The sequence below is a fragment of the Streptomyces sp. NPDC006510 genome, from assembly GCF_040611955.1.
GTDB lineage: Bacteria > Actinomycetota > Actinomycetes > Streptomycetales > Streptomycetaceae > Streptomyces.
Genome location: NZ_JBEXPH010000021.1, coordinates 1 through 12,506 on the forward strand (window position 1 = coordinate 1; position 12,506 = coordinate 12,506).

General features: G+C 70.8%; 17 protein-coding genes and 1 pseudogene. 9 read left to right on the forward strand and 9 right to left on the reverse strand.

All coding sequences use genetic code 11. The annotated features are described in order from the left end of the window. Nucleotides 1-196 (forward strand): annotated as a pseudogene (locus tag ABZY11_RS09735) (saccharopine dehydrogenase); the annotation flags it as partial. 114 nt (nucleotides 197-310) lie between these two features. On the opposite strand, the gene ABZY11_RS09740 reads toward ABZY11_RS09735, so the two are convergent. Next, a complete protein-coding gene (locus ABZY11_RS09740; RefSeq protein WP_356478621.1) occupies nucleotides 311-1,135 on the reverse strand; it encodes a glycoside hydrolase family 25 protein in 825 nt (274 codons plus the stop codon). Between the two features lie 255 nt (nucleotides 1,136-1,390). Here ABZY11_RS09740 and ABZY11_RS09745 point away from each other — a divergent pair, with 255 nt between their 5' ends. Further along, nucleotides 1,391-2,371: a peptidoglycan-binding protein gene (locus tag ABZY11_RS09745; protein WP_356478622.1), complete on the forward strand. Its 981-nt coding sequence runs from the start codon at nucleotides 1,391-1,393 to the stop codon at nucleotides 2,369-2,371. Between the two features lie 29 nt (nucleotides 2,372-2,400). Here the strand turns inward: ABZY11_RS09745 and ABZY11_RS09750 are convergent, their stop codons facing one another. Together ABZY11_RS09750 and ABZY11_RS09755 are read right to left on the reverse strand one after the other, a co-directional pair. Continuing rightward, nucleotides 2,401-2,544: a hypothetical protein gene (locus ABZY11_RS09750; protein WP_356478623.1), complete on the reverse strand. Its 144-nt coding sequence runs from the start codon at nucleotides 2,542-2,544 to the stop codon at nucleotides 2,401-2,403. A gap of 49 nt (nucleotides 2,545-2,593) precedes the next feature. Beyond that, nucleotides 2,594-3,271 (reverse strand): endonuclease V, encoded by a 678-nt coding sequence (locus tag ABZY11_RS09755; protein WP_356478624.1) that lies wholly within the window; start codon nucleotides 3,269-3,271, stop codon nucleotides 2,594-2,596. Between the two features lie 74 nt (nucleotides 3,272-3,345). Between ABZY11_RS09755 and ABZY11_RS09760 the strand changes: the two genes are divergently transcribed. Beyond that, entirely contained in the window at nucleotides 3,346-3,645 is a 300-nt protein-coding gene (locus ABZY11_RS09760; RefSeq protein ID WP_356478625.1) for a YciI family protein, read from the forward strand. Nucleotides 3,646-3,789: 144 nt separating this feature from the next. Here ABZY11_RS09760 and ABZY11_RS09765 read toward each other — a convergent pair whose 3' ends face one another. Next, nucleotides 3,790-4,896, reverse strand: coding sequence for an oxidoreductase (locus ABZY11_RS09765; protein ID WP_356478626.1), 1,107 nt, complete (start codon nucleotides 4,894-4,896; stop codon nucleotides 3,790-3,792). 184 nt (nucleotides 4,897-5,080) lie between these two features. Between ABZY11_RS09765 and ABZY11_RS09770 the strand changes: the two genes are divergently transcribed. Next, nucleotides 5,081-5,497, forward strand: coding sequence for an SsgA family sporulation/cell division regulator (locus ABZY11_RS09770; protein ID WP_356478627.1), 417 nt, complete (start codon nucleotides 5,081-5,083; stop codon nucleotides 5,495-5,497). 68 nt (nucleotides 5,498-5,565) lie between these two features. Here the strand turns inward: ABZY11_RS09770 and ABZY11_RS09775 are convergent, their stop codons facing one another. Next, on the reverse strand, nucleotides 5,566-5,970 hold the full coding sequence (locus ABZY11_RS09775) for an ATP-binding protein (protein WP_356478628.1): 405 nt from the start codon (nucleotides 5,968-5,970) through the stop codon (nucleotides 5,566-5,568). A 215-nt stretch (nucleotides 5,971-6,185) separates the two neighbouring features. Here ABZY11_RS09775 and ABZY11_RS09780 point away from each other — a divergent pair, with 215 nt between their 5' ends. The 3 genes from ABZY11_RS09780 (at nucleotide 6,186) to ABZY11_RS09790 (ending at nucleotide 8,528) form a co-directional block, all read left to right on the forward strand. Further along, complete coding sequence (locus tag ABZY11_RS09780; protein ID WP_356478629.1) at nucleotides 6,186-7,052, forward strand: helix-turn-helix transcriptional regulator; 867 nt, start codon at nucleotides 6,186-6,188, stop codon at nucleotides 7,050-7,052. Further along, the gene (locus ABZY11_RS09785; RefSeq protein WP_356478630.1) at nucleotides 7,049-7,240 is read left to right on the forward strand and encodes a hypothetical protein; all 192 of its coding nucleotides are present in this window, start codon (nucleotides 7,049-7,051) and stop codon (nucleotides 7,238-7,240) included. The genes ABZY11_RS09780 and ABZY11_RS09785 overlap by 4 nt, the downstream gene beginning before the upstream one ends. 313 nt (nucleotides 7,241-7,553) lie before the next feature. Beyond that, a complete protein-coding gene (locus tag ABZY11_RS09790; RefSeq protein WP_356478631.1) occupies nucleotides 7,554-8,528 on the forward strand; it encodes an acyl-ACP desaturase in 975 nt (324 codons plus the stop codon). 82 nt (nucleotides 8,529-8,610) lie between these two features. Here ABZY11_RS09790 and ABZY11_RS09795 read toward each other — a convergent pair whose 3' ends face one another. The 4 genes from ABZY11_RS09795 to ABZY11_RS09810 all read right to left on the reverse strand — a co-directional run bounded on the left by ABZY11_RS09795 (nucleotide 8,611) and on the right by ABZY11_RS09810 (nucleotide 10,646). Beyond that, on the reverse strand, nucleotides 8,611-9,111 hold the full coding sequence (locus tag ABZY11_RS09795; protein WP_356478632.1) for a tetratricopeptide repeat protein: 501 nt from the start codon (nucleotides 9,109-9,111) through the stop codon (nucleotides 8,611-8,613). Nucleotides 9,112-9,214: 103 nt separating this feature from the next. Further along, a complete protein-coding gene (locus ABZY11_RS09800) occupies nucleotides 9,215-9,493 on the reverse strand; it encodes a GMC family oxidoreductase (protein WP_356478684.1) in 279 nt (92 codons plus the stop codon). 30 nt (nucleotides 9,494-9,523) lie between these two features. Continuing rightward, a complete protein-coding gene (locus ABZY11_RS09805; RefSeq protein WP_356478633.1) occupies nucleotides 9,524-9,772 on the reverse strand; it encodes a WhiB family transcriptional regulator in 249 nt (82 codons plus the stop codon). A gap of 73 nt (nucleotides 9,773-9,845) precedes the next feature. Then, nucleotides 9,846-10,646, reverse strand: coding sequence for a VOC family protein (locus ABZY11_RS09810; RefSeq protein WP_356478634.1), 801 nt, complete (start codon nucleotides 10,644-10,646; stop codon nucleotides 9,846-9,848). A gap of 377 nt (nucleotides 10,647-11,023) precedes the next feature. Here ABZY11_RS09810 and ABZY11_RS09815 point away from each other — a divergent pair, with 377 nt between their 5' ends. After that, complete coding sequence (locus ABZY11_RS09815) at nucleotides 11,024-11,326, forward strand: hypothetical protein (RefSeq protein WP_356478635.1); 303 nt, start codon at nucleotides 11,024-11,026, stop codon at nucleotides 11,324-11,326. 150 nt (nucleotides 11,327-11,476) lie between these two features. After that, entirely contained in the window at nucleotides 11,477-12,499 is a 1,023-nt protein-coding gene (locus tag ABZY11_RS09820) for a LacI family DNA-binding transcriptional regulator (protein WP_356478636.1), read from the forward strand. The last annotated feature ends 7 nt before the right edge of the window (nucleotides 12,500-12,506 follow it).

Consider the following 12,506-nt stretch of genomic DNA (forward strand, 5'->3'; position numbering starts at 1 on the left):
CTTCACCGAGGTCTCGGGCGGCGACCCCGGCTACGACGAGACGGCGAAGATGCTCGCCCAGTCCGCGCTCTGCCTCGCCCTGGACGAGCTCCCGCCGACATCGGGGCAGGTCACCACGGCCGCCGCGATGGGTGACGCGCTGCTGGAGCGGCTGCGCTCGGCCGGTCTGCGGTTCCGGGTCGCGTCGGCCCGCTGAGCAAGGGGCAGGCGACATGCCGGTGTCCGGCCGCCCCGACTGGGGTGACCGGACATCTGTTCCGCTTGCGCGGACCGGGCTGCGCGGGACCGGCCGCGGCTCCCGCTGCCGCCTTCAGGAACCGCTCGGCCGCGGAGCCCCTTCCTTCGTCATCGCCCGGAGTTCCGCCCTGCTGCCGCGGAAGACATTGAGGTCGGCCGGGCCGTCGATTCCCGGGCTGGCTCCCGTCGTCGTGTACTGCCAGAAGGTCCAGGACCGCCCGGCGCCGGGCACCTGATGGGGTTCGTTCGCATGGCTGCCGTACCGGGCGAGCCACAGCGGATACCCGGCGAACACCCCGCCCTTGCCGGCCATGCACTCCTTCACGAAGGACGCCCGGGTGTAGACGATGGGAGTGACGTCGAAGGCCTTCTTCACATCGCTGAGGAAGACCCGGAGCTGCTGGTCGCGCAGCGCCTTCGGGCAGACTTCCCTGCCACCGCCCGCGGGCAGCTTCTCGACGTCGAGCACCGGCGGCAGTTCGCCCGCCCGGTTCCCCCGGTAGCCGGCCGCCCGGGCGGTCGCGACGAAGTGCCGGGCCTGGGCGGCACCGTCGGCCGTGGTCCGTGGGTGGAAGAAGTGGTACGGGGCGCGGAGCAGCGAGGTCCTGGAGACGGCGGCGTAGTCCCGGGCGAACCATCCGTCCTTGTTGAAGTCGCCCTCGGTGGCCTTGAGGAAGGCGAAGCTGTTCGAAGCGGCCACCCGGTTCCAGTCGATCGCAGTATCCGCCCTCCCCTTCACCTCGTGGTTGTGGTGACTGGTGTCCACACCGCCGACCCCGTACGACGAGGGCGGCGCGGCCTCGACGGTCGGAGCGATCACGCCCAGCGCGACCAGGGCCGCTCCCACGACCGTGCCGGTCAGGGCGACGCGCACTCGTACGGGTGATGTCCGATGCATGCTCAGATCTCCTTGTTCCTCGGGCGGGAGGGCGGTGACCACCCCGTCCGCCGCGAATGCGCAGGCAGGAGCACCCCTGCTAAGGGGTGGGAACGGAGTGGGTCCGCGGGGCCGACGGGCCGGCCGCTCCTCAACTGTGCGGCACGGAACGGGGCTTTCACTACGATCTGCGTCCCGCAGGTCGATGCGCCTAGGCACGCTCCCGATGCACGGCGTTGACCTGCGGCTATGCACACAGAGAGTCGGGGAAGAACGATGACGGACAACACTGTGGCGGGCCGTGACGAGCAACCTGGGCGAGCGCTCGCCGAGTTGCTGAGGAACTGGTGGGAGTCGTCGGCGCGCGACGGCCGCGAGAAACCCACTCAGCAGTCCCTCGCCAAGCGGCTGGGGGTCGACCAGACGACCTTGTCGCGCTATCTGAATCCCGCCCACGCCTCCAACGCTCCGCGCAGGATCGTCGAGCAGCTGCACTCGGCGCTGCGGGCTCCGGCCGACGACCTGGTCCGGGCATGCGCCCTGGCGGACGCAGCGGCCGGGACGGCCCCGGCCCGCAAGCGCCCGGCGGCCACGACGGCGCCCGGCCGGACGCCGGTGGAGGACGGCACCGGCACGCCCGTGTCGGCCGGGCCGGCCGACGAGCGCAAGGCGGCTCGTTGGCAAGACCGCTCCCCCGTCGCGTTCCCGGCCCTGGCCATCGCGTCGCTCCTCCTGCTCGTGCTCGGCAGCTTCGTGTGGTGGCTGGTGCCGACCGCGGAACAGAGCGATGCCAAGGCCACGGCGAACGTGTCGGACCGGCCGTCCGAAGGCACGGACTGGCCACTGGCCCGCAAGGGCAACGTGCTCTGGAAGGCGCGTACGGTGCAGCTGCTGTTGCGGGCGAACGGCTTCGACGTGAAGGTCGACGCCGACTACGGTCCGGCCACGGCAAAGGCCGTGAAGGAGTTCCAGGCCGCACATGGCCTGACCCCGGACGGCAAGGTCGGGAAGGACACCTGGCCGTTGCTGATCACCACGGTCGACTCCCGCACGACGAAGCCCGACGCCATCACGGCGGTGCAGTACCTGCTGCACCACGCCGGGGTGCCGACCGACAGCACCGGTACGTACACCCTCGCGACCATGCGGTCACTGAAGGAGTTCCAGGAGTCCCGGAATCTGCCCGCAACGGGCATCGGGGACGAGGGCACCTGGCGCGCACTGCTCAACGCCCAGGGGCCGGACCAGCACAAGTAGCCGGGGCGGGGCGGGCGGGCGCTGCGGGCTCAGAGTGCCCAGGACACCAGCGTGCAGATCATCGAGACGGCCCAGACCGCTCCCGCGACCATCCCGAGTGTCATCCCTATCGCGACCCGGCGCTGAGCGAGATAGACGGTGCCGGGTCGCGTGGACGTTCGATGTTCGTTCATGCGTACAAGCTTGCCGGTCATGATCGGCAAACGGAATCCGTACGCATACTCAGGCGGTCGCCTCCCGCAGGGCCTGCCGGCAGAGCGAGTCGGCCCTGCGGGTGGTCTCCGGCTGACGGAAGTCACGGGCCAGCAGCAAGGTGTGGGCGCAGGCGTTGTCCAGACCGGTCCGGTGCCCGACGGATACGAAGACGGGTTTGACGCCGTCCTGGGTGCGCAGCGCCCGGCCCACTTCCTCCTCGCCGTCGAGCAGCGGCGACCAGTCGCCACGGCGGGGGCCCGGCTGCTCGTACGAGAAGGTGAACGGGTTCTTGGCGACGCCGATCACCGGGAGACCGGTGAGCACCCCGAGGTGGCTGGCGAGTCCGAAGCGGCGCGGGTGCGCCAGGCCGTATCCGTCGCAGATCACGAGCCCGGGGTCGACCGGCAGGGATTCGAGTGCGGCCAGCACGGTCGGGATCTCCCGGAAGGCGAGGAGGCCCGGGATGTACGGGAAGGTGACCCGGCCGACGGCGGTGGTCTCGGCGACCACGTCGAGCGTCGCCGCGTCGAGGACGACCGCTGCCGCGACGACGACATCGCGCTCGTCGTCGTAGGCGACGTCGACCCCCGTGACCCGGCCGGTTCCGGGCGGCGGGCCGGGTTCGTCGAGCACCACACGGGCGCGCAGGGCGTCCTGGAGGGCTCGGGCTTCGGCCTCGTCGGCGGGCATCGGAAGGTTTGTCATGGTGCCGCCGAGTCTAAAGGCAGCCCACAGGACGGGTCCGGAGTCGGCCGGGCCCGTCCCGTAGCCTGGCGATCATGTTTGTACTCGAACTGACCTACACCGCCCCTGTCGAGCGCGTCGACGCGCTGCTCCAGGACCATGTCGCCTGGCTGGACACGTATTACGCGGCGGGGGTGTTCATCGCGTCGGGCCGCAAGAACCCCCGCGACGGCGGGGTGATCCTGGCCGTCGGCGACGACCGTGCGCGGATCGAGAAGATCGTTTCGGAGGACCCGTTCACGGCACAGGGCGTGTGCGCGTACCGCATCACCGAGTTCATCGCGACGAAGACCTCGGACGAACTGGCTCCGTATCGCCGGCAGTTGCCCGGATAGCCGGTACCCGGCACACGGGATCCGGCCGGGCCCGGGTTGCCTGAACCGGCCGAAGAAGCCCTGCCCTTGGGGACCGTGCCTCCGTGAGCTGGGCCCAAGACGACTGACGGTGCGGCGAGACGGGTCAGCGACGACCGGTTCGAGCTAACCCGGGCGGCCCGCGCGCGCCGCTCGTCCCTTCTCGCCCGCGGCCCAGCAGCCGCCGTCCGGCGTGCAGTCGACGGTGTCGTACGACCCGGTGTCGACCGTGCGCCAGGTGCGGCCGCCGTCCGTCGTGAGGTCGGTGCCGGTCGGACCGACCGCCAGCGCGCCGGACCTGCTGTGCGGCAGCCAGGCGACACCCGAGCGGTAGGCGGTCGGCGGGGTGGCGGCCTGCCGCCAGCTGCGGCCGCCGTCACCCGTCACGGCTGCGGCATCCGGCGACGGCTCTCCGGCCCGGTAGTCGCCGCCGACCGCGATGCCGTGGTGGCGGTCGCGAAAGGCCAGGCCGAAGACGCCGCGGGCCGGGTCGCCGGCCGGGATCGTCGATCCGGTCGCGGTCCAGGTCAGCCCGCGGTCGGCGGAGTGCAGCACCCGTGCGGTGGCGGCGCCGCCGGTCGCGAGCCAGACGTCCCGGGGGCCCGAGGAGACCAGGCACTGCCCGCTGGCGGCGAATCCCGCCTCGCCGGTCTGCGCCTGCGGCATGCCCTCGGTGGGCAGCACCCGCCAGCTCCGGCCGCCGTCGGCGGTGGACAGGATGCGGTACTTCCCGTCCACGGGATCGCTCATCGCCAGTCCGTGCCGGCTGTCGAAGAAGGTGAGGCAGTCGTAGAAGGCGCGCGCGTCGGTGTTGCGGAAGGACTCCGTCCAGGTCGCTCCCCCGTCGTCCGTGCGGAACACCCGGGAGGCCTCCCCCTCCCCGATGGCCAGTGCCACCGCGCGCCGGGCGTCGAATGCCTCGATGTCGCGGAACTCCAGCGCCTCCTGGGCCGCACCGGGTGGTGACACATCGCGCCAGTGCCGGCCGCCGTCGGAGGTGCGCAGCACCGTGCCCTTGGAGCCCGCGACCCAGGCGGTGCTGCGGCTGACGGCGGCGAGACCGCGGAAGCGGGCGTCGGTTCCGGTGTCGGTGAGCGTCCAGGCCGGTCGTTCGCCCGGCCGGTGTTGTCCCCACGGTGTTGCCGCGGCTGCCGGTGTGGCCAGTGTTGCGGTCAGTGCCGCCACACAGAGCCCCCATGACATCAGTCGTCTCGTCTTCCCCTTGACCCTCATGGCGCTGGAAGCTAGCCCACGAGTTGTGCCCAGTCCAGGGCGCGCCGCCGGGAAGTGGGCACGCGAGGGGTGCGGAGGCGTGCGGTGATACAGCTCACGCAGCCTTCCGGTGCACGGATGCGGGACTTCCGTCGTCTGTATCAGTGCCGGGAACCGTTCATCTGGCCGAGAAAGGGAGCAGGTCTTGTCCACCGTTATCGAGCAGTCCGTGCAGGCCCGCATGGTCGCATCCGCACCGCGGATGGAGACCCTTCCCGCCACCCTGCAGTACGACCAGAAGGATCCGTTCGCCGTACGCATGGCGTTTCCCGCCCCGGCGACCCTGGAAGGCACCGAGGTCGCCTGGGAGTTCTCCCGCGAACTGCTGGCGGCGGGGATGGACGGGGCGGCCGGTGTCGGGGACGTACGCGTCAGGCCGTTCGGCTACGACCGCACGGTCCTGGAATTCCATGCCGTCGAGGGAATCGCGATGGTGCACGTCCGCACGGCGGAGTTGCGCCGTTTCCTGGCGCGGGCGCAGGAGATGGTGCCGGTCGGCGACGAACACCGGTTCCTGGATCTGGACCGCAGTCTGACCGATCTGCTCGGCGGTCCCTGCTGACCTCGCGTCCGACGGGCCGGCGCCGCCGGAGGACGGCCCAGCGCACCGGGCGGCCGGACGGCGTGGGTTCAGCGGTGGAGTAAGGCCCAGGCCTTGCAGCCGCCTGACGCGGTCAGCGCGGGCGCCAGCCCCCAGTCCCCGCCGTGCGCGTCGACCGCGGCGGCCAGCAGCCACATGCTGCCGCTGCGGCGTTCGCGGCATTGCTCGGACATCACGGCCGAGCCGTGGCAGGGGTGCTGGTCATAGAGGGTGATGCGGAGTGCGTCGAACTGCCAGTGCACGCGCAGCAGCATCTCCCGGTCCGGGGTGAACCGGTAGGCGCTCGCGACGAGTTCCGAGGCGGCGAGTACCGCCGTCTCCCGGAGCTCCGCGAGGCCGTGCCGGGTGAGGAGGTCACTCACGGCACCGCGTGCGAGGCCGGCGCAGAAGGCGCCGCCGGGCAGTGCGAAGGAATAGCTCAGGTTGTCAGCCACCGGTGGGTGGGGTCCGGCAGGTGCGACGGCCGGGAGACAACGCAGTGCGCCTTTCATCAAGATGCTCACATTTCGGTAATTATGGTGACGATCACACACATAGGCACGGTCGCCCCGTGTGAGACTTGCGCTACCGACCGTAGCGCACCGTGGAGCACAGTGCTACTACTTGTGCGGTTCCGGTCATTTCACCCCTCCCCGGAAGGAACCACGCCTTGCCGCCCAGAAGCACCCCGACCGCCCGGCAGCAGCGGCTCGGCCACGAACTGCGCAAATTGCGCGAGCAGTCGGGCATGCCGGTCCAGCAGGCCGCCGCGCTGCTCGGCGTCGACCGCACCCGCATCCCGAACATCGAATCGGGGCGATTCGGCATCAGCGCCGAGCGGGTCCGCACCCTCGCCTTCAACTACGGCTGCCCGGACACCGGGCTGGTCGACCTGCTCGCCGAGATGGCCCAGGAACGCGCCGGGGGCTGGTGGGAGGAGCATCGCGGACTGCTCCTGCCGGGGTTGCTCGACATCGCCGAACTCGAGTACCACGCGATGGAGTTGACAACATCCACCACCACGCACATCCCCGGCCTGCTACAGACCGAGGAGCATGCGCGGGCGGTCTTCGACACGGCCGATCCACAACTGCCCGGACCCGATCTGATGGCCCGGCTGTCGCTCCGGCTGCGCCGCCAGGAGGTGCTGGACCGGGACCGTCCGCCGATGTACGAGGCGGTGATCCACGAGGCGGCGCTGCGCATGCAGTTCGGTGGCCCGAACGTGGCGAGGGCCCAACTGGACCGCATCCTCGGGCAGTCCGAGCGGGACCGGATCACGGTCCGGGTGATTCCGTTCGCGGCCGGCGGTTTCCCGGGCGCCGGACAGTCGTTCACCTATGCGGGCGCCGCGGTGCCGCAGCTCGACACCGTACAGCTCGATTCCTCGCATGGTTCGATGCTGCTGGACTCCGACATGCAACTACGCCGGTATCGCGGCCTGTTGGAGCGTCTGCGCACGCTCGCACTGCCCGTCGAGGAATCGCGCGACTTCATCCGATCCATAACTCAGGACCTCCGAGGAGAGCGACCATGACCGATATCTGCTGGGACGAGGCCTTCTGCAGCGAGGGCGCCAACTGTTTCCGCTTCGGAGTCGACGACCAGGGCAAGGCGTACATCGGTTCCACCACGGACGCCACCACCTATGTCAGTGACTCCGTGGAGGCGCTGCGGGCGCTGATCTCCGCGGTGAAGTCCGGCGCGGCGGACCATCTGCTCTGACCGCGGCCCGACCGTGCCCGCGCCCCCGTAGGGTCCGCTCCGAGTACGCCGACAGCTCAGAGCACCCCGCGGCCGGGGGCCGGCCGGCCCCCGGTCACCGGCGGTCCGCCGACACGGCTCCCGCGCACCGCACCTCGCCCACGGACCCGCGTCCGCGCCGGAAGCCCCCGTGCGTGTGCCGGGAACTGCGTACATAGCGTTACGTAACCGGACATCGCGAGGGCGGGCTTGGCGGAGGGCTTACCGCCGCTTTAACCTACGGTCTCGTAACCTACGTATCCGTAGGTACTTCTCCCGTCCCCAGGAGTTCCCCGTGACGATCACCGCTCCCCACCTCGGCAGCCCGAAGGCGTGGACCGACGCCCAGCTGCTGTACGCCCTCGAAGAGGTGGTGGAGAAGGAGCTCAACCGCCATCTCAAGGTCGCCAAGGACTGGATGCCCCACGAGTACGTGCCGTTCTCCGACGGGCGGAACTTCCCCGGTGTCTTCGAGGACGGTGAGGCCTGGCAGGCCGACCAGTCCAAGGTCACCGACATCGGCAAGGTCGCGCTGGTGGTGAATCTGCTGACCGAGGACAACCTCCCCAGCTACCACCACGAGATCGCCTCCCTCTTCGGCCGCGACGGTGCCTGGGGCACCTGGGTGCACCGCTGGACCGCGGAGGAGGGCCGGCACGGCATCGTGATGCGTGACTATCTGCTCACCTCACGGGCCGTCGACCCGGACAAGCTGGAGCAGTTCCGGATGGCACACATGGCGGAGGGTTTCGAGTCGGACAACCGCCACTCGATGCTGCACTCCGTGGCGTACGTCGCGTTCCAGGAGCTGGCCACCCGCGTCTCGCACCGCAACACCGGCCACCAGTCGGGCGACCCGGTCTGCGACCGCATGCTCGCGCGGATCGCGACCGACGAGAACCTGCACATGCTCTTCTACCGCAACCTCCTCGGTGCGGCCTTCGAGCTCGCCCCTGACCTGACGATGCAGGCCGTTCGCGATGTCGTGGTCAACTTCCGGATGCCCGGTCACGGCATGCCCGGCTTCGAGCGGGCCGCCGCGCAGATGGCGATCGGCGAGATCTACAACATGCGCATCCACCACGACGACGTGATCCAGCCCGTGCTGCGCTACCTGAAGGTCCTCTCCATCGACGGCCTGGGGCCCGACGGCCTGAAGGCGCAGGAGGAGCTGGGCCTGTACATGGGCGGCCTGGACAGCGAGGCGGCGAAGTTCGACGAGAAGCTGGCGGCCCGCAAGGCGCGGATGGCCGCGCGCGCCGGCGCCTGACGGCCCCGAAGGCCGCGGCCCGCCGGAAGGGGATGCTGAGCAACCCTGTCCGGCGGGCCGCGGCCGACGCCCCGCGCGGGTCTCACACCGTTTCGTGCAGATCCCGCGCATAGTGCTCGATCGCCGCCCGGTACTGGCGCACATACGGGTCCGCGCTGCTGGTCGCCAGCAGTTCCAGCAGCAACCGCATGGCTTCGTGGTGCTCACCGGTGTTGAACAGGGCCATGGCGAGAAACGTGCGCAACGCCCCGTCGTCGGGGAACCGCTCGGCACCGTCGCGGAGCACCTCGACGGCCTTCTCGTACTGCCCGAGCACCCGGTGCGTGCTCCCCAGGCCGAGCAGCGCGCCCCTGTGGTCCTCCTCCGACAGCCCGGTCCCGTCCAGGCAGCGTTCGTAGAACGGCACCGCCTCGGCCTCCAGACCGAGCACATCGTGGGCCCAGGCGGTCTGATAGGCGATTTCCACGTCCGCGGGGAATTCGGCGGAGAGCGACAGCAGTCGCTGCCGTGCCTCCTCCTGCTGGCCCTCGGTGCGCAGCCGCACCGCCGCCGCGAGCAAGCTGTTCCGGTCGTGATCATTCATCCGGACATCGTCGCAGCCCGGTGACGGCCCGCGCTGAGGGGCCCCGATTCCCGGATGGACGTCACCGACCGGATACCGGTGGACCACGAGAACCATTCGTTCGTCACGACCACCCCGCCACGCCGCGTACCCGTAGCCTCGGGTCGGTCACGGAGGCCGGGTCCTCGCCCATCCGGCAGGTACCGACCGGGTGGTACAGCGTCTCGGCTCCGGAGCGGATCGCCTCGGCCAGGCGGGCGTCGTCGACCCGGCCGGGGTACACGCCCATCGGGCCCGAGGTGTGCGCGGCGAGCCGCGGGCTCGACAGCAGCGACTCGGCGCGGCGGACCCCGGCGATCAGACGGCCGAGATCGGCTTCGGACGTCAGGTATCCCGGGTCGATCCTGAGTCCGGAACCGGACTCAGGATGGCCTCAGCCGCGACCGGCTCTGCGCAGCCGGTCCCGCTCCTTCTCGGACAGCCCGCCCCATACGCCGAAGCGCTCGTCGTTGGCGAGGGCGTATTCCAGGCAGGCCTCGCGCCCCTCGCAGGCGCTGCAGAGCTGCTTGGCCTCACGGGTGGAGCTGCCGGGGGCGGGAAAGAAGAACTCGGGCCCCGCCTGGGCGCACAGCGCTGTCTCCTGCCAGGCGAGTGCGGGGTCGGCCGCGGTGTTGATCAGCATGCGGTCCACAGTGCCCGGTCGCGATAAACGACTGATCAACGCCTCATCAATACGGCGCGCCGATGACTTCCGGTCAGCTCTGCGGCGGCGGCGCACTCTTGATCAGGGCAAACTCGGCCCCGTCCGGATCGGCGACGTTGGCGAACTTTCCCACACCTTCCATCTCCATCGGTTCCAGGGTCACTTTGCCGCCAAGCCGCTCCACGTCCTCGGCCGCCTCGTCGCAGTCGTCCACCTCGAAGTAGGGCAGCCAGTGCGGGCCGGCCACCGCCTGCGTCGGCACCGCGTTCAGCTGTACGAAGCCGCCGAAGCCCGTCTGCTCGCCGCCGCCCCTGGTCCGGATCACCGTGTAGGACCCGCCGCCGCCGGGGAACGGTGTCCGCTCGCTCTCCCACCCGAAGACCGCGCCGTAGAACGCGGCGGCCGCGGGGACGTCCGGGGTGTACAGCTCGGCCCAGCACAGACTGCGCGGGACGCCCACGGCGCCCAGGCCCGGGTTCTCCTTCGGCTGCCAGATGCCGAAGAAGGCCCCCGCCCGGTCCCTGAAGCCGGCCATCCTGCCGAGGTCCAGGACGTCCATCGGGGCGACCGGCACGGTGCCGCCGGCCCGCTCGACCGCCTGCGCCGTGGCGTCGGCGTCCGCTGACCGGAAATACACCGACCAGGACGGCGCCGCCTGCTCCTCGGTGACCGTCATCGCGCCGGCGACGGTCTTCCCGTCCAGCGTGAAGATGCCGTAGCCACCGGTCTCCGGGCCGCCGGCCACGTACTCCCAGCCGAAGAGGCCGGTGTAGAACTCGACGGCCCCGTCGAGATCGGGTGTGCCCAGGTCGGTCCAGTTGGGCGCTCCGTCGACATAACGGGTGGTGAGCATGGCCGGCTCCTTCGACGGTGCCCGTGCCGTGCGGCACGGCGGTCCTTCCCGACGCTCCGAGTCTCGCACCGGGCACCGGCCACCGCAGCCCGCGCCCGGTGCGGCGGCCGCGTTGCCGTGCGCCGTACGGAAGCGGCCCGTGGACGGCCGGTCTCCGCCCCTGCATCGCGTGCGGGGGATTGCCCACGGGCACCGTTCCCGTGGATGATCTCCGCCATGACCACCAGAAAGGCCCATGCCACGTACGCCCCGGTCTGTGGCGCTGGAGCAGCACGGGCGAACCGTTGTGGTCGTTCGGCCCCGGGCCCGGACCGCTGGACATGTCGGGCTGCCTCGCCCTCAACGTCCATGGCACGACGCCCTGAGCCTGTCCCTACATGCACCATCCCCTGATCGAGGTCCGGGCCGACGGCTCCGTGCGGGCCCGCACCACCCGGGTGAGCCGCGTCAGTGGCGTCGCGCTGGACGGCGGGCGGGTGGCCTTCCTGGATCTCGACGACGTGCTGACGTACGGCAGGATCACGGAGCACACGGTCGAGCCGGGGGCGGTCCGGCCGGTCCGGCCCGACGTCCGGGCCCTGGCGGGCCGGAGCACGGTCTGCCGCGGTCCACGCATCCATGTCCGTGAGCGCGGCGGGACGAACTGGTCGGTGTTCGACATCGGTCACGGTGATCGATGAAACGTATCATTGACACTGTTCGAAGGTGTCTGTTTTCGTGCCCCTTCAGTGTCCATCAGAGGCTTCATACCGGGGCCAAGGTGTGCGGACAAGGATTCACCGTCCAGGAGTCGGCCGGCCGCTGCGGCCCGGCCCGGGAGGTACGCAGCAGTGGTCAGCATCCGAGAGGTCGCCGAACTTGCGGGGGTCTCCGTGGGAACGGTGTCCAAGTACTTGAACACGCCGCATCGCGTGGCTCCGGCGACCTCGGACCGGGTGCGCCGGGCGATCAAGGACCTCGGCTATGTCCGCAACGAGGCGGCGCGGCAGATGCGCACGGGGCGGAGCAACACCCTGGCCTTCGTCGCGCTGGAGCTCAGAAACCCGTTCTTCGGCGAGGTGGCGCACGCGGTGGAGCGGCGGGCCGCGGAGAACGGGCTCTTCCTCGTGCTGGCGAGCAGCGACGGCGACCCGGTGCGGGAGTCCCAGTACATCGACATGTTCGTGCAGCAGCGGGTGCGCGGGCTGATTCTCGCGTCCGGGACCACCCGGCCGGAGGACCTCGAACTCCTGGCGGCACGCGACATCCCCACCGTGCTGGTGGACGCCTACGCCCCGTCGGACCGCTTCTCGTCGGTCGCGGTGGACGACGCGCTCGGCACCCGGCGGGCCGTGATCCACCTGATCGAGCAGGGGTGCCGGTCGATCGCCTTCGTCGGCGGGCCCGAGTCGGTCCGCCAGATCGGTGAGCGGCTCGACGGCGCGCGGAAGGCCGTACGGGAGCACCCCGGTGTGTCGCTGGAGGTGATTCCCACCGACGAGCGCATCGTGACCGCCGGGCTGCACGTCGGGGAGGTCATCGCGGCGCGCCGCCCGGCCGAGCGGCCGGACGGCATCGTCGCGGCCAATGATTCGGTGGCCCTGGGCCTGATGCAGTCGCTCGGGAACCGGGCCGGGCTGCGCGTCCCCGCCGACATCGCGCTGGTCGGCTTCGACGACATGGAGTTCGCGGCCACCACGGCGGTTCCGCTGACGACCGTGCGGCGGCCCCGCGACATCTTCGGGCGGACCGCCGTCGACCTGGTCCGGGACCAGGCCGAGGCCGACGGTCCGCTGCCGGTCCGCACCATTGTGATCCAGCCGGAGCTCATCGTCAGGGAGAGTTCCCTGCGCCGCGGACGTCCGGGCGCGTAGGGCGGTT

What these genes read in the sequence shown, in the direction of transcription:
- ABZY11_RS09810 (WP_356478634.1), bottom strand. Translation starts at nt 10,646, where the DNA reads ATGCTCACCACCCGTTATGTCGACGGAGCGCCCAACTGGACCGACCTG.
- ABZY11_RS09815 (WP_356478635.1), top strand. Translation starts at nt 11,024, where the DNA reads ATGCACCATCCCCTGATCGAGGTCCGGGCCGACGGCTCCGTGCGGGCC.
- ABZY11_RS09795 (WP_356478632.1), bottom strand. Translation starts at nt 9,111, where the DNA reads ATGAATGATCACGACCGGAACAGCTTGCTCGCGGCGGCGGTGCGGCTG.
- ABZY11_RS09745 (WP_356478622.1), top strand. Translation starts at nt 1,391, where the DNA reads ATGACGGACAACACTGTGGCGGGCCGTGACGAGCAACCTGGGCGAGCG.
- ABZY11_RS09805 (WP_356478633.1), bottom strand. Translation starts at nt 9,772, where the DNA reads ATGCTGATCAACACCGCGGCCGACCCCGCACTCGCCTGGCAGGAGACA.
- ABZY11_RS09765 (WP_356478626.1), bottom strand. Translation starts at nt 4,896, where the DNA reads ATGAGGGTCAAGGGGAAGACGAGACGACTGATGTCATGGGGGCTCTGT.
- ABZY11_RS09755 (WP_356478624.1), bottom strand. Translation starts at nt 3,271, where the DNA reads ATGACAAACCTTCCGATGCCCGCCGACGAGGCCGAAGCCCGAGCCCTC.
- ABZY11_RS09760 (WP_356478625.1), top strand. Translation starts at nt 3,346, where the DNA reads ATGTTTGTACTCGAACTGACCTACACCGCCCCTGTCGAGCGCGTCGAC.
- ABZY11_RS09750 (WP_356478623.1), bottom strand. Translation starts at nt 2,544, where the DNA reads ATGAACGAACATCGAACGTCCACGCGACCCGGCACCGTCTATCTCGCT.
- ABZY11_RS09785 (WP_356478630.1), top strand. Translation starts at nt 7,049, where the DNA reads ATGACCGATATCTGCTGGGACGAGGCCTTCTGCAGCGAGGGCGCCAAC.
- ABZY11_RS09740 (WP_356478621.1), bottom strand. Translation starts at nt 1,135, where the DNA reads ATGCATCGGACATCACCCGTACGAGTGCGCGTCGCCCTGACCGGCACG.